Raw genomic sequence first — 15,859 nt, 5'->3', positions numbered from 1 at the left:
ACCTCAGCCGGGCCCAAACTCCTAGCAAGCGGGGGATTGAACGAAAGAAGAGCAAAACGTTCTTCGCTGCGCGTGCGGATCGTTGTTCCGATCGCTGTTGTCCCCCGGGTTTCTTAGATTGTATAAATGATTTAGAGGTAGAAACCACGAGTGACAAAGGCGAACGCTGACGCTTCTTCACAACGACTCCGCCCGCTCCTCTAATGTGCTCTGCTAAATCTTTAGTTCAACATATAAAACAACAAAAGCCTATCGGCCAGACAAGCTTCGGCCGATAGGCTGATTTCATAAAAAAGATTACAATCCGCGCACTGCAAACCGCTTATAATGCGTATGGCTGCCGCCCATGCTCGCGAAGCCTACTTGGCCGCTCAAATACGGCCTGTCCTCGTCTTCCGCCTGCAGCACGGTCTGCCCGTTAACCGAAACGGAAAACCGGTTCGATACCGCTTCGACGGCGACCGTATACGACTGGCCGTTCGCCCACTCAAAGTCAGCCGAAGCAAGCTCCGAATAACCGTTATCGTTTTTCAAGAGGCTGATCCGGCCGCTCGCCGCCAAACCGACCGCATACGAGCGGATTCCGCCCTGTACCCGGAACAGCAAATAATGCCCGTTGCCTGCTTGCGGATGGATAACGGCTTCAAAGCTATAGTCCCTCCATTTCAAGTCGCCGGTGTAGCATTCCGCCGGCTCGCCGCTGTAGCTGCCGGACAGCTCCCCGTTCTCCAATGCCCATAGCCCGCGCAGGTAAGTAAACTGGCTGACCTCCTGATGCAAGCCATGCCAGCGCTCCATGCGCTCATAACGGAAGTCGACCGCGTAATCCGCCGCGCCCGAGAAATGCATGCTGTCGATGTAATAGACCAAATTATCATGCCAGCCCGCCGTCGGCACAAGCTCGATACCCGCTTCTTCGAGACAAACGTTCTCCATCGCAGGCAGCTCATACGATAGCGACGTCCATTCGCCTTTCTCAAGCGTGACCGACTCGCCGTAATGGCGGACATTCGCATTGCCGTCCTTCACATACAGCCTCGCCTTAGCTGACGCGCCGTTAAAGGATGGCACCATGACCGTTGCCGTAATCGTCTGGCCTGGATAGATCAGCGGCGAGAAGCTCGGGTCGTACCGGCTATCGTTGAAGTCATGCGGCCGGTAGTACGTTTGGTAATAGGTCCGGTAGCCGTAGCCGCCTGTAGCGCGGTCGAACACGACCTTCAGGGACCGCGTGCCGCTAGCCGCGGCTTCGGTCACATTCTCGACGAAGCTCGTGACATGCGCGCCGCTGTCATCCGCATCGGTGCGGAACGCATGAGTAGAACCAGGCAGCTCGAAGTGGAACCTCGGAGCATCGCCGTTCAAAACGCCCGCCCAGCGCTCCGGCACCTCAGTCCCCGCGATGCGGTAGCCGAAGCTTGCGATGTAGGCCGCGCACCAAGGAATATCTAGCATATTTAACGTCCCGATGACGCTGGAGCAGCACAGAAAATCGTTGATCGGCTTCCGCCACGATGCGTCAATGCCCGCAAGACCGTTCATCACGCCCATCATTGTGCCGACGTTGGCGACGTTACAGTCGGTATCCCACCCGCACATGTTGCAAATGTTGATGGCGCGCGAGAAATCGCCGCCCCCGTACAGCAAGGAAAGAATGATGACCGCCGCATTCGGGATGATATGGCACTCGCCCGGATACAGATGATAGCCGTAATTCGTTTCCACGAACCGGAACGCCTCCCGCCAATTCTCCGGCTGCCCGGCATGGTATTCCATGACGGCCCGCGTCATCCGGGCGTATTCGCAGTCCGCGGGAATGACGGCTAGACCGGCATTCAGCATGTCATGCACATTGCGATGCGTAAAAGCAGCCGCGATGCAAGCCGCAATAAACATGCCGCCGTACTTGCCGTTGCCATCGTGGGAAACGCTTGCAATTTTCTCCGCGTACTCGGCAGCGAGCGCCGGATTGCCCGGTGCGATCAAGCCCCACACGTCGATGAAAATTTGACCGCCGATCTGTTCCGCGACGGCAGGGCCGTTCTGCTCGATGGAGCCGGAACGCGGCGCCATGATGCCGTTTTTCAAATTTTGATAAGCCGTATGCTCCGTCGATTTCCCATAACCGCCCCACCAATAGAAGCCGTGGCCGTCCGGTGCGTAATTGAGCCAAGTGAGTCCCATTTGTTCCGGCGTGATATCGCTCGTGTAGGTGTAATCTTCTAGCGCCCGAAGGAAAAACATCGGCCCGTTGGTATCGTCGTCGGCCGCGAAATTTTTGAACTGATGCAAATACCCGGTAATTTCGCCGAACGTCCGGGCGATCCGGTCGTACGTCCACTGTTCGATGTTGCCGCCATGCCGCACGCCGATCACTTTGCCTAGCCAGCCTGCGTAAACGCGTTCTACATAATCGCTTGGAATTGTCGTCATATTGGCCTCCTGTGTTCTCTCCTTCTTGCCGGGAGCGCTGCAGCCCGTCCCCTCTAGCTTACAACATGGATGGAACGTCGGAAATAACCAAATTCGAAACAAATAAAGGAACCCGCCGCCGATCCATCCGGCGCGGGTTCCTCAGGCTATCCGCATTACTTTGCTTCGTACCAATTGTCACCGTAGCTGACGTCCGCCTTCAGTGGTACATCCAGCTTCAGCGCGCCTTCCATCACCTGCGGGAGGAGGGTCTTCATCAGCTCCAGCTCTTCTGCCGGCACTTCGAATACAAGTTCGTCATGCACCTGCAGCAGCATGCGGCTGCGCAGCCCGCGCTCGCGGAGCTCTTTATCCATATTGACCATGGCAAGCTTGATGATATCGGCCGCCGTTCCTTGGATCGGCGTGTTCATCGCCGTCCGCTCCGCGAAGGAGCGCAGGTTGAAGTTCGACGCTTTAATGTCCGGGAGGTAACGACGGCGCTCGAGCAGCGTAGTCACATAGCCGTCGTTGCGGGCCTGCGCGACGATATTGTCCATATAAGCCCGAACCCCTTGAAATACTTCGAAATATTGCGCGATAAACATCTCCGCATCCTTGCGCGCGATGCCAAGGTTGTTCGCCAGGCCAAAGCCGCTGATGCCGTAAACGATGCCGAAGTTTACCGCCTTCGCTTGTCGGCGCATATTCGCATCCACCTGATCGGCGGTGACGCCGAAGACGTCCATCGCGGTCTTCGTATGGATGTCGGTATCATCAATAAACGCTTGCTTCATCTTCTCGTCGCCGGAAATATGCGCGAGCACGCGAAGCTCGATCTGCGAATAGTCCGCCGCTAAAATATGCCAGCCCGGCTCGGACGGCACGAACGCCTTACGGATGCGGCGTCCTTCCTCGAGCCGGATCGGAATATTTTGCAGGTTCGGGAACTGGCTCGACAAACGGCCCGTCGCGGCAATCGTCTGGCGGTAGAACGTATGCACCTTGCCCGTATCGCGGCGGATCTCCTTCAGCAGCCCCTCCACGTACGTGGACTGCAGCTTCGCCAGCTGGCGGTAGTGGAGAATCAGCTTCACGATTTCATGGTAAGGCTCGAGCTTCTCAAGCACCTCGGCGTCGGTGGAATAGCCGGTCTTCGTCTTCTTCCACGCAGGCAAGCCCAGCTTCTCGAACAGTACCTCGCCCAGCTGTCTCGGCGAATTGATATTGAATTCCATGCCGGCATGCGCATAAATATCGCTCATATACTGCGCCACATTCTTCTCCAGCTCCGCGCCCAAGTCCTGAAGCACATCCGCGTTGACCTTGATGCCCTGCTTCTCCATGCCGGCCAGTACGACGGCGAGCGGCTGCTCCAGCTCATAGCACAGCTTGCTCATATGGCCTTTCTCTAGCTCTTCGGTGAGCAGCGGTACGAGCCTGCGGACCGCATCCGCTTTCGCGGCCAGATGGGCGGCCAGCACTTCCGCGCCAGGCACTTGAAACTTCGCGCCCTTGCCGTAGACCGTTTCATCCGTCTGGATCGCCGCAAGCCGGTGGCGCTGAATCAGCGCGGCAAGCGTCTGGCTTGTTTCCGTCGGATCAAGCAGATAGGCGGCGAGCAGCGCATCGAAGGTTACGCCCCGCAGCTCGATGCCGAGCCAGGACAGCGCGAGCTCGGCCTTATGCAGATCGTAGCCCTTCTTCGGCGCTTTCGCGTCTTCCAGCCAGCTGCGGATCGGTGTTGAAAGCTTCCCGCCCATCAAGTCGTCATAAGACAGCACGGCGATGCGGTCGCCGCTTGCCACGGCGAGCCCGATCACCTTTGCCTGATGCGGGTTGTCGCCGATCGCCTCCAAGTAGAAGCTTTCGGAGTTCGCAAGCAGCGCGGACAGCGCATCCGCCGTTAGATCGCCTGCCGCCATGACGGCATAGTTCGCCTCGGCGAGATCGGCATCGGCTGCAGCTCCGCCAGCCTCCGGAAGATCAAGGCGCTCGATCAGCGACTTAAACTCCAGCTTGCGGAACATGTCGCCGAGCACCGCTCCGTCATAGCCGTTATAGACCAGCTCGTCCGCTTTGTTCTCAAGCGGAACCTCGCGGTAGATCGTAGCCAGCTTCTTGCTCATCAGCGCATCCTCTTGATGCGCCTCGACCTTCTCTTTCATCTTGCCTTTGATCTCGCTCGTATTGGCAAGCACGCCTTCTACGCTGCCGAACTCGTGAAGCAGCTTGAGCGCCGTCTTCTCCCCGACGCCCGGAATGCCCGGAATGTTATCGGACGTATCGCCCATAAGCCCCTTCAAGTCGATAATTTGGAGCGGCGTCAACCCGTAGCGCTCCTGAATTTGCGCCGGATCGTACCGCTCTACATCGGTCACGCCTTTGCGGGTCAGCGCGATCGTCACGTGGTCCGAAGCCAGCTGCAGCATATCTTTGTCCCCGGAGACAACGACCGTCTCGATCCCGCTCTCGTCGGCGATCCGGCTGAGCGTGCCGATAATGTCGTCGGCCTCGAAGCCGGAGAGCTCATACTGCGCGATGCCGAAGGAGCGGAGCAGCTCCTTCAGCACCGGAAATTGCTCCGACAGCTCCGGCGGCGTTTTCTCCCGTCCGCCCTTATATTCCGCGTAGCCCTCGTGACGGAACGTGACCTTTCCCGCATCGAACGCGACGAGCATATGGGTCGGTTTCTCTTCTTCCAGCAGCTTCAGCAGCATGGTCGTAAAGCCGTAAACCGCATTGGTATGCAGGCCCGACGAATTCGTCAGCTGCGGCATGGCGAAGAACGCCCGATAAATGATGCTGTTGCCGTCAATCAATACCCATTTATCCATCCGAAAGGCACACCTCACCTTATTTTTCCTAGTGACTATCATAACATAAAGCAAACAAGCTTTCCCACTCCCGGCCGCATGAGCGGAAGAGGAAAGCTCGAATGAATTAGCCTTAACTGCATGTAAAAAAACCGGCGCCGCGCATATACGCGATCACCGGATCCGGGTACCGTTACATATTCAATTCAGGTCGCTTGCCGGTCACAAGATACACGACGCTCTCGCCGATATTCGTGGCATGATCGGCAATCCGTTCGATGTAGCGGCCTACGAAGCTGATCAGCCCGGCCTGCGTGATGGTCGAAGGATTCTCGATCATCAGCTCGAACAGATCGCGGATTACTTCACTGAACAAAGCATCGACCTGATCGTCGTCCTGCGCCATTTTGCAGGCGAGGTTGACATTCTCGTGCACGTAAGAATCGATCGATTCATGAATCATCTGTCCGGCAATCTCCGCCATGCGCGGCAAGTCAATCAGCGGCTTGATCAGCTTCTGGCCCTCCAAGCGCACGACGACTTTTGCGATATCGACCGACAAGTCGCCCATCCGCTCCAAATCGCCGGCCATCTTGAAGGCGATCAGAATCCGGCGCAAATCCTTGGCTACCGGCTGCTGCGTAGCGATCATCCGGGCACCGAGCTCATCGATGCTCTCTTCCAGCTGATTCAGCTTCTTATCCTCCGCGATAATGGCACGGGCGCGATCGGCGTCTACATCCTGCAGCGCCTGCATCGCATCGGACAGCGACTGCTCGACGCGGCTGCCCATTTCAATCAGCTTCTCCTTCAGAAGCACCAATCCATCGTCAAGCTCTTTCCGTTTGATCACCATGATGCGCCTCCTTAGCTTTCGTTACCCGAACCGGCCCGAAATGTAGTCATCGGTCGCTTTTTCGGACGGGTTCGTGAAAATTTTATCCGTCACGTCGTATTCAACCACTTTACCCATGTAGAAGAACGCCGTCTTGTCCGACACGCGAGCCGCCTGATGCATGTTGTGCGTCACGATAACGATGCTGTATTCCTGCTTCAGTTCCGAAATCAGTTCCTCTACCTTCGCTGTCGAAACGGGATCGAGCGCTGAAGCCGGTTCGTCCATCAAAATCACCTTCGGCTTCACGGCAATCGAACGGGCGATGCAGAGCCGCTGCTGCTGACCGCCGGAGAGCGCTAGGGCCGATTGATGAAGACGATCCTTCGTCTCGTCCCAAAGCGCCGCCTTGCGCAGGCAGTCTTCAACGATCGCATCCAGCTCCTTCTTGTTTCGCACTCCATGATAGCGCGGACCGAAGGCAATATTCTCATAGATCGACTTGTGAAACGGATTCGGACGCTGCCACACCATCCCGATTTTCTGACGCAGCAAAACGACATCGACGCCCGGGTCGTTAATATTTTCTCCGTCCATCCAAATTTCTCCTGTCGTGCGGACGCCGTCAATCGTATCGTTCATCCGGTTCAGGCTGCGCAGAAACGTCGATTTGCCGCAACCGGAAGGGCCGATCAAAGCCGTTACTTCACGAGGAGCGAAGTCGAGCGAAACGCCCTTGATCGCTTCCTTCTCCCCGTAGAACACGCGGAGATTCTTCGCTGACAATCCTTCTTGATGCATGTTCGTCACCCTTCCTTATTTGGTCGCCGTGAATCTGCGGTGCAAGTATCTTCCGAACCAGCGGGCCGAGAAGTTGAATAACAATACCGTGATTACCAGTACTGCCGAAGCGCCTGCGGCGATTTCAGCCGCATCCGGCGCAAGGCCTTCACTGTTGATTTTCCAAATATGAACCGCCAAGGTTTCGGCCGGACGGAACGGATTAAGCGGCGAGGTGGGGCTCAGCGGATTCCAGTTCGAGAAATCCAGGCGCGGCGAGCTCATGCCCGCCGTAAAGAGCAGTGCGGCTGCTTCGCCGAACACGCGGCCCGCGGCCAAAATCGTACCCGTCACGATCGTCGGCGTCGCGATCGGCAGCATGACCGAAGTGATCGTCTTCCAGCGCGACAGACCAAGCGCAAGACTTGCTTCCTTCTGCTCGCGCGGCACTCCTTTTAAAGATTGCTCCGTAATCCGCACCATGAGCGGCAGGTTGAACACCGTGAGCGCAAGCGCCCCGGAGAAGAGCGAGAACCCGAATCCGAACAGGTTTACGATGACGAGCAATCCGAACAAACCGACGACGATCGACGGAAAGGACGACAGCACTTCGACAACGAGTCGGATCGAATCCGTCAGGCGTCCCGGTTTGGCATATTCGCTCATATAAATCCCGGCGCCGAGGCCGAGCGGAATAGTTATGATTAGGGTCAACAATAATAAGAACAGCGAGTTGAACAGCTGGGGGCCAATCCCGCCGCCAGCTTTTATCGTTTGGGGGACAGAAGTCAAGAAATCAAAGCTGATATGAGAGACGCCGCGGAACAAGATAAAGCCGAGCAAGCCCGCAAGAATCAGTACGATAAGAGAAGCTACGCCGATAATAGTCGCTGTGGCGATGCGATCTGCAGTTTTGGCGTTCATCGTTTATTTCTCCTTTCCAGAAAGCGGACGACGAATACGAACACGAACGTCATGCTAAGCAAGATAAGCGCAAGCGACCACAGCGCATTGTTATGCGTGGAGCCCATTACGGTATTGCCCATGTCAAGCGTAATTGCGCTTGTTAACGTAGAAGCCGATTCGAACAGCGAGTGCGGAATATGCGGCGAGTTACCGATGACCATTTGAACGGCCAGCGCTTCACCGAATGCGCGGGACATCCCCAGCACGACGCCGGTTAACAAAGAAGGCAGCGTCGTCGGCAGCACGATGCGATAAATCGTTTGCCAGCGCGTGGCGCCAAGCGCAAAAGAGCCTTCCTTCAGACCGCGCGGCAATGCGGCAAGCGCATCGGTCGCAATCGTCGTAATCGTAGGCAAAATCATGAGCGACAGTACGATCGAGCCTGCCGCGATCCCGATCCCTTGACCCGGGAATATAGCGCGCAATACAGGAACGACTACGCTCAAACCGACAAATCCGAATACGACGGATGGAATGCCGGCCAGCAATTCAATTACCGGCTGAAGCACTTTTTTACCAAAGCCAGGCATGATTTGCGTCATGAACACGGCTGCGCACATGCCAAGCGGCGCGGCCATCAGAGCGGCCAGCACAGAGGTGCTGAAAGAGCCAAAAATAAACGGCAATGCGCCGTAAAGCGGTATATCGCCTTCCGGTTCCCACTTCAAGCCGCCAAGCAGCCCGCCGAGGCTGACGCCATCTACAAAAAACGTAGCCAGACCACGGGAAGAAACGAAATAGACGATCGCGCCGATCGTGATCACGAGGACCAAAATACAAAGCGCCGTATAGACCTTGCCTACCCACTCTTCAATAACATGCGGTTTTGCGAATGCTCTAGTTGTACTTCCCGTCTGAACACGTTTCTTATTCATAACAGCGGGCTGCTCCATGCTTGATCTCTCCTTCGACTAACAGTATCTTGACAATCAATTAGAGGCGGAGCGCATCCACCTCTAATGACTGTTGCTATTTTATTGCTTACTTCGTGATGTTGCCGTCCACGTCGCGTTTCACTTGCATTTTACCTACTGGAATGTAACCCAGTTCTACTACGTCTGCATTTTGGACCGCATCGCTTGTAATGTAATCAAGGAATGCTTTTTCGATTTCGCTAGGCTCGCCTTTCGTGTACATGTGCTCGTAAGCCCATACCGGATAAGTGCCTGTTACAATATTTTCTTCAGTTGGATCAACGCCTTCGTACTTCACGGTTTTAACCGTGTCGTCGAGGTAGGACAGCGCCAGGTAACCGATCGCGCCAGGTGTTTCGGAAACGAGCTTCTTAACTGTACCGGAGGAATCTTCTTGGATCGAACCTTGAACGTCTTCGGATTTCGTGCCAAGCGCGTATTTCTCGAACGTTTTGCGCGTACCGGAGCTGCTTGGGCGGTTAACGATCGTAATTTTCTCGTCTGCGCCGCCAACTTCTTTCCAGTTCGTTACTTTACCTGTGAAGATATCAACCAGTTGTTGCTTAGTCAGGTTGTCAACTGCTACGTCTTTATTGATAACTGTTGCCATCGCAACTACTGCAACTTGATGGTCAACCAGTTCTTTAGCTTTGTCTGCATCGGCATCCGTAAACTTCTCTTCCGCGAAAATATCGGAGTTACCGATGTCCGCTTGGCCGCCGCTTACTTGCGTAAGGCCCGTGCCGCTGCCGCCGCCTTGAACTTGAACGGTGATGCCTGCGAATTTAGCGTCTTCCATGAACTTTTTCGATACTTGCTCAACTAGCGGTTGAAGCGCCGAGGAGCCTGTTGCCAGAAGCGATCCGCTCAATGCTGCCGCTTCGTTAGTCGAACCGCTATTTTGCGAGTTGGTGCTCTCTCCCGTGTTTTTCGAGCCGCAAGCCGCCAAACCGATTGTCAACATTAGTGCAACTACGATAAGCAATCCTTTTTTCATTTCAGTTGATTTCTCCTTCCGCCCCACCGCGGTTTATTTGTTTTACAAGACTTATAATAGAGGCTGCGTATTAATTTGATATTTTCTGATTGTAAACGCATTGTAAAAAAATAAGGCTTCTATTAACACTTTGAAACGAAGCGAAAACATTGCGGCCATAGGGTTGCAAATTGGGCGGTTATTGAGCTTACAGAGGAGCACTTGCTGCCCCCTCTGCCACAGATCGCCGCAACTAGTTCCTCTCTTGCTCCGGTATTCGGCGGTTTCGCCGACTTGAGATGTAACTGCGTCCTCTCTTGCTCCGATATTCGGCTGTTTCGCCGACATGAGAGGTAACTGGTTCCTCTCTTGCTTCGATTTTCGGCGGATTCGCCGACATGAGAGGTAACTGCGTCCTCTCTTGCTCCGATATTCGGCTGTTTCGCCGACATAAGAGGCAAGCTTTGCCCCTTAGCAACCCACATCAACAAAACAGCCGACCTGAAGCAAGTAATGCTCTGCTTCAAATCGGCTGCATGGGGCATGCTATTTAAGGAACGAGTGCTTGGAATAAGATTGCCGCTCGTTAGGAATTCAAATCCGGCCTTGTGCCTGTTACCAGATAAACGACGGACTCGCCAATGTTGGTCGCGTGATCCGCGAAACGTTCGATATAGCGTCCAACGAAGCTTAACAGCGTGGCCTGGGAGATCGTTTTCGGATTTTCCATCATGAGCGAGAACAGCTCGCGGATGATTTGCGAATACAGAGCGTCGACTAGATCGTCGTCCTTGGCCATCTTGTAGGCCATGTTGACATTTTCCTGAACAAAAGACTGAATCGCTTCGTATGTCATCATTTTTACGACTTGGGTCATGCGCGGCAAATCGATCAAAGGCTTGATGAGCGTTTGGCCTTCCAACCGCAAGACGGCCTTCGCTACGTCGACAGCCAAATCGCCCATGCGCTCCAGATCGGAGGCAATGCGGAATGCAACAAGGATGCGTCTGAGATCCTTCGCGACCGGCTGCTGAGTGGCAATGAGCATCGCGCCGAGCTCGGATATCTTTTCTTCGATTTTATTCAGTGTTTTGTCGTCAGAGATGATTTGCTTCGCGGCCGCCACATCAATCGTTTCCAAGGCGTCCATTGCCCTCGCGATCGCCGTTTCGACGCGCTGGCCCATCTCGACGATGAGCTCATTCAGCTCTTCAAGTCCATGGTCAAACTCTTTGCGTTTCGTCATCATGACTTTAAATGCGCTCCTCTAAATTTCAAGATTAGCCGAATCGGCCGCTGATGTAATCTTCGGTACGTTGGTCACGCGGGTTGGAGAACAGTTTCTCCGTTTCGGCAAACTCGACGACTTCGCCGTTTAAGAAAAATACCGTCTGGTTCGAAACGCGCGCGGCTTGATGCATGTTGTGCGTAACCATCACGATCGTATATTTATCCTTCAGCTCCTGCGCCAGCTCTTCGATCTTCAGCGTCGAGATCGGATCAAGCGCGGAAGTCGCTTCGTCCATAAGCAAAATATCCGGGTTCACGGCAATCGCGCGCGCGATGCACAGGCGCTGCTGCTGACCGCCGGAGAAGCTGAGCGCGGAACGCTTCAAATAGTCTTTCACTTCATCCCACAGCGCTGCGGAACGAAGGCTCGTTTCCACGATTTCGTCCAGCTTCTGCTTGCCGCGGATGCCATGGAGGCGCGGGCCGTACGCGATATTATCGTAGATCGATTTCGGGAAAGGATTCGGCTGCTGAAACACCATGCCGACTTTCTTGCGGAGCGTCTCCACATCGACTTCCTTCGAGTAAATATCTGCGCCGCCGATCGCAACCTTGCCCTCGATCCGAGTCCCGGGAATCATGTCGTTCATTCGGTTTAACGTCCGAAGCAGCGTCGATTTGCCGCATCCCGATGGTCCGATGAAAGCCGTGATCGCCTTCTCCGGAATGTCCATCGTGACGTCCTTCAAGGCATGGAATTGACCGTAGTACAGGTTTAATTTATGAATATCAATCAAAGTTTGAGATGCTACGGATTGCATGGCATTTTCCTCCATCTTGGTGGACGCGTTCGTCCGATTCAGGCTTACCTTGAACAGGATAGCTCGAATTTGTTTATCGAATATGTTCGTTTTGTAAACGCAGTATTAAAATTGTTAATCTTTCATCTGCAAATCTTCCATTAGCTGCTTCATCTGCATAGTAACGCTCTGTGATTGCGAGCAAGCTTGATCCGCCAGCCGGCCGATTTCCGCGGAGCTCTTGCTGCTCCCCGCCGCCGCTTGAAAAAGCTGCCGGAACACGTCCGCCGCTTCATTAAGATAGGTCTGACTGACGTCAGTCTCCGTCTTGCCGAGCCCGACCAGATGTACGGTTTCTTTAACCGCCTCCATGATCGAGCTGATCATTCTATTAATATCTTCGGCCGATTGCTTCGTCTGCGCAGCCAATTTACGTACCTCTTCCGCGACGACCGCGAAGCCGCGCCCATGCTCACCCGCGCGCGCAGCCTCGATTGAGGCATTCACGGCGAGCAGGTTACACTGGTCCGCAAGCGCGCGAATAAGCTTCGATACCTTGTCGATGGATCCGGCTCGCTCCTGCAGCTCGCTGATCTGGCTTTCCTGCACATCCGTCCGCTTCGTCAGATTATGAAAAGCGAGCGAGACTTTATCAAGCTCGTTCTTGCCTTTTAACGTTAAATCAAGCATTTCTTTGGACATCGTTTCGCCATTCTGCGAAGCTTCTTGCACATAAACGATCGAGCGGTCGATCTCCCCGATCATCGCTTCCGCCCCGCGGATCATGTTTATCTGCGCGCAAGCGATTTGCTTCTGCAGCAGCCGCGACAGCTTCAACAAGTCCGCCATGGTCAAAATACCTGCGAACCGGTCGTTCTCCGTCACGATAACGCAGTCGTAGAGCGTTTTCTCCTCGCGGCTCAGCGCCTGATCAAGCAGTTCCTGCGGTGAGATCCCTTCATTGACGACGAGCGGCTGCTCATCCATCAGCTTCGAAATGGACCGGCCGTAATAGATTTCTCTGCCGAACCGGTGCGTCTGGATGATGGTCAATTTGCCGCGCATCACAAGCCCGATCGGCATATCGGCCTCATCGCATACGACAACGCACTCGTGGTCCGGCGTTAGCGCGAATTGTTCAATGACTTCCTCGCAAGTATGAGCCACGCGCACGATGGCTGCCTCCCGGATCAACCGCGCCAGCAAAGCATGGTCTTGAGCCTGTTCCTCCCTGGCGGAAACGATCTCCCGCTCCAACACAGAAACCGACATAGATCTCTCTCCTTTCAAGCCGAAGCATTCTATAGTTAACGCGTTTTGCGCTCGTTCAGCCAGAGCGGAACGCGGAAGACGATATTGATGAGCAGGACGACAAACACAAGCACGGCTGCCGACTTCTCGGCAATCAATTGCGCGTCAGGAACGATCGCCTCCGATTGCACATACCACAAGTGCACGGCAAGCGTCGCGCCTGGGGAGTACAAGCTGAAATCCCACATTTCACCCGACGAGGATACGCCGGCCGTCAAAATAATCACGGCGCTTTCGCCGAAAGCGCGCCCAGCCGTCAAGCAGATCCCCGTTATGATTCCGTTCAGAGCAACCGGAATAAGAACGCGGCGGATGGTTTGCAGATGCGTGCTGCCAAGCGCGAACGAAGCATGCTTCAGTTCCTTCGGAACCGCCTTGATCGATTCCTCCGTTACCCGGGTCAGAACCGGCAGGTTCAAGAACGCCAGGCTCACCGCGCCGCCGATAATCGTAAGTCCTATATCGAGCGCCTCAACGAACAAGGCGATGCCGAACAAACCGAAAATAATCGAGGGCACAGATGCGAGCCCTTCCACGCAAATGCGGATAAAAGCAATGAACTTCGTAGCCGGCGCAAATTCCGCTAAATAGATGCCTGCCGCCATGCCAAGCGGAATCGAAATGACGAGCGAGATGACGAGCACGTAGAATGAGTTGAAGATCAACGGTCCAATGCCCCCGCCCTCCTCCATTTCGCTCGGCAGTCCGTAGAGGAAGCTCCAGTCGAGCTCCGGAAGCCCTTTTTTCAAGATCAGAAACAGCAAGCCGCAAATAAACACGATCGTGCAAATGCCGATCAGCCATACGATGCCGGTGAACAGCCGGTTAGCAATTTGGTTAAAACCTCTGCGAGCCGCAAACTGATTAGCCGCGGTGGTCACTTTGCTCATGCTTTTACCCCTCTGCCTTGGATTAAGCGTACGATCACGATCATAAGAAGCGAGATGACGAGCAAAATAAAGCCCATCAAGTAGAGCGCATCATTCCACGTCGAATCGAAAGGCACGTTCGCGATTTGCATGACGATGTTGCTCGTCAACACGGATGTCGGCTTGAATAGGGCATCCGCTAGCTGCGGCGTATTGCCGATGACCATGACGACCGCCATCGTTTCGCCGATCGCGTGGGCCATCCCGAGAATGACCGCATACATAATGCCGCTTCGGGCAGCGGGAAGAACGACCTTCAGGATCGTTTGAAATCTCGTGGCCCCCAGCGCATACGAAGCGTCCCGGTATTTCTTCGGAACGGCGACGATGGAATCGTCCGTAATCCGGCTGATGGTCGGCAGCACCATGATCGTCAGCACGATCGCCGCCGCCAGGATGCCGTCGCCCATATTCGTGCCCGTCACCGTGCGAAGCATCGGGATCAGCACCGTCAGGCCGAGAAACCCGTATACGACGGAAGGAATGCCGACGAGCAGGTCAAGCACGGGACGCAGCGCGGTTTTCAGCCAACCCGGCGTCATTTCCGATAGGAAAATCGCGATAATGACCGAAAGCGGTACGGAGATCGCCATGGTCAGCAGCGTTAAGGCGAAGGTGCCGAAGATAAAGATAAATGCGCCGTACTGGTCATTTTCCGGTACCCATTCCGTCGATAAGAAGAAATCCTTCACGGATACGGTGTCAAAGGTCAGAATGCCGGTGCGTCCCATCAGGAACAGGATCGAGAATAAAATCATGCAGACGAAGACCGCGCTGGCGATGCAGATGATGCGGAAAGTGCGGTTGTAGAACGAAAGCCGCGATTTGCGGCTGAATATCCGGCCGGACGAAGCTTCGAGGCTCCGTCCAAGTTCGCTTGATGCGGACGCCTTGCCTGAAGTCGGGATATCAATCATGCTCATGACGCTGCTCTCCTTTCGATTGTTCAAACGCAGAGCCGGCCTCGCAAGTTCGGTTGCGATAAGCCGGCTCCGCTGTACCCTCTATTTCATGGCCGAGATCGGAATAAATTTAAGCTTCTTCAACGATCCGGTTTGGAACTTCTTGCTTTGGACATAGTCGATGAACGCTTTCGTTGCGCCTGTCGGCTGTTCTTTGGTCATGTAGTAGCCATAACCCCAAACCTTGTAGCTGCCGTTAATGACGTTCGCTTCCGTCGGTGCCACGTTGTTGATTTTGACGGCTTTCATTTTGCTGGTTACATAAACGAGGTCGATGTAGCCGATCGCGTTCGGCGTCGTTTCGATGGCCGTTTTCATGTCGCCGCTCGATTTGACTTCTTTGTAGTTGGAGCCTTTCGTCATGAAGTCTTTGCCTGCCAGCGCCTTCATTTGGAAGTTGACGCGCGTGCCGGAACCGAAAGCGCGGTTGACGACGATGATATCCGCGTCGGAGCCGCCGACATCCTTCCAGTTGGTGATTTTGCCGGAGAAAATGCCCTGCAGTTGAGAAGTCGTCAGGCCGCTCACGCCCACGCCGCTATTTACGACCGCTGCGAAAGGAATTACCGCTACCTTGTGAGCTACTTGACCGTCAAACTTCTTGAAGCCCGGTACATCCTTCGATGCATCCCAGTCTACGGCGCCGATGTCCGCGATGCCTTTGCGAACCGATTGCGGGCCTGTGATCGAGCCTGCCGCCGAAGCGGAAATGCGGACCTTCGGGTTCAGCTTCTTGAACTCGTTCGCCGCTTGCAGCGTCAGCGGAAGCAGCGCCGAGGAGCCGTTAATTACGATGCGGCCGCTCAATTTGCTTGCCGCGCCAGCGGAGGATACCGTTCCGAACGCTACTGCAAGCGCCATAAGAGTCAGTGCCATGCCTTTTAGCCATTTTCTTTTCATCTGTGTAAGATCTCCTCTCATTTTGGGA

General features: G+C 54.8%; 13 protein-coding genes. All 13 read right to left on the bottom strand.

From position 1 onward, the window contains the following. Positions 1-297: 297 nt before the first annotated feature. The 13 genes from DL346_RS04265 to DL346_RS04200 all read right to left on the bottom strand — a co-directional run bounded on the left by DL346_RS04265 (position 298) and on the right by DL346_RS04200 (position 15,831). Positions 298-2,433 carry an ADP-ribosylglycohydrolase family protein gene (locus tag DL346_RS04265; protein WP_112880811.1) on the bottom strand — a complete coding sequence of 712 codons (2,136 nt, stop codon included), beginning with the start codon at positions 2,431-2,433 and terminating at the stop codon, positions 298-300. Positions 2,434-2,588: 155 nt separating this feature from the next. Then, positions 2,589-5,249, bottom strand: a complete 2,661-nt coding sequence (gene polA, locus DL346_RS04260) for a DNA polymerase I (RefSeq protein WP_112880810.1) — start codon at positions 5,247-5,249, stop codon at positions 2,589-2,591. A 172-nt stretch (positions 5,250-5,421) separates the two neighbouring features. Beyond that, positions 5,422-6,081: a phosphate signaling complex protein PhoU gene (gene phoU, locus DL346_RS04255; protein ID WP_112881781.1), complete on the bottom strand. Its 660-nt coding sequence runs from the start codon at positions 6,079-6,081 to the stop codon at positions 5,422-5,424. Positions 6,082-6,105: 24 nt separating this feature from the next. Continuing rightward, positions 6,106-6,864 carry a phosphate ABC transporter ATP-binding protein PstB gene (gene pstB / locus DL346_RS04250; RefSeq protein ID WP_112880809.1) on the bottom strand — a complete coding sequence of 253 codons (759 nt, stop codon included), beginning with the start codon at positions 6,862-6,864 and terminating at the stop codon, positions 6,106-6,108. Positions 6,865-6,879: 15 nt separating this feature from the next. Beyond that, the gene (pstA, locus tag DL346_RS04245) at positions 6,880-7,767 is read right to left on the bottom strand and encodes a phosphate ABC transporter permease PstA (protein ID WP_112880808.1); all 888 of its coding nucleotides are present in this window, start codon (positions 7,765-7,767) and stop codon (positions 6,880-6,882) included. After that, positions 7,764-8,684, bottom strand: coding sequence for a phosphate ABC transporter permease subunit PstC (gene pstC / locus DL346_RS04240; RefSeq protein WP_112881780.1), 921 nt, complete (start codon positions 8,682-8,684; stop codon positions 7,764-7,766). Before pstC (DL346_RS04240) ends, pstA (DL346_RS04245) begins: the two co-directional genes overlap by 4 nt. Positions 8,685-8,790: 106 nt before the next feature. Beyond that, on the bottom strand, positions 8,791-9,720 hold the full coding sequence (locus DL346_RS04235) for a phosphate ABC transporter substrate-binding protein (protein ID WP_112880807.1): 930 nt from the start codon (positions 9,718-9,720) through the stop codon (positions 8,791-8,793). A 565-nt stretch (positions 9,721-10,285) separates the two neighbouring features. Beyond that, on the bottom strand, positions 10,286-10,945 hold the full coding sequence (phoU, locus tag DL346_RS04225; RefSeq protein WP_112881779.1) for a phosphate signaling complex protein PhoU: 660 nt from the start codon (positions 10,943-10,945) through the stop codon (positions 10,286-10,288). A 34-nt stretch (positions 10,946-10,979) separates the two neighbouring features. After that, positions 10,980-11,750 (bottom strand): phosphate ABC transporter ATP-binding protein PstB, encoded by a 771-nt coding sequence (pstB, locus tag DL346_RS04220; RefSeq protein WP_240633024.1) that lies wholly within the window; start codon positions 11,748-11,750, stop codon positions 10,980-10,982. Between the two features lie 114 nt (positions 11,751-11,864). Beyond that, the gene (locus DL346_RS04215; protein WP_112880804.1) at positions 11,865-13,001 is read right to left on the bottom strand and encodes a methyl-accepting chemotaxis protein; all 1,137 of its coding nucleotides are present in this window, start codon (positions 12,999-13,001) and stop codon (positions 11,865-11,867) included. 35 nt (positions 13,002-13,036) lie between these two features. Continuing rightward, the gene (gene pstA, locus DL346_RS04210; RefSeq protein WP_112880803.1) at positions 13,037-13,930 is read right to left on the bottom strand and encodes a phosphate ABC transporter permease PstA; all 894 of its coding nucleotides are present in this window, start codon (positions 13,928-13,930) and stop codon (positions 13,037-13,039) included. After that, a complete protein-coding gene (gene pstC, locus DL346_RS04205) occupies positions 13,927-14,886 on the bottom strand; it encodes a phosphate ABC transporter permease subunit PstC (RefSeq protein ID WP_112881778.1) in 960 nt (319 codons plus the stop codon). The genes pstA (DL346_RS04210) and pstC (DL346_RS04205) overlap by 4 nt, the downstream gene beginning before the upstream one ends. Positions 14,887-14,973: 87 nt before the next feature. Beyond that, complete coding sequence (locus DL346_RS04200; RefSeq protein ID WP_112880802.1) at positions 14,974-15,831, bottom strand: phosphate ABC transporter substrate-binding protein; 858 nt, start codon at positions 15,829-15,831, stop codon at positions 14,974-14,976. Between the last annotated feature and the right edge of the window lie 28 nt (positions 15,832-15,859).

It is taken from the genome of Paenibacillus montanisoli (assembly GCF_003268025.1).
Classification (GTDB): domain Bacteria; phylum Bacillota; class Bacilli; order Paenibacillales; family Paenibacillaceae; genus Paenibacillus_Z; species Paenibacillus_Z montanisoli.
The sequence above is the reverse complement of the archived record's forward strand: the minus strand, read 5'-3'. Positions and strand labels throughout refer to the sequence as shown.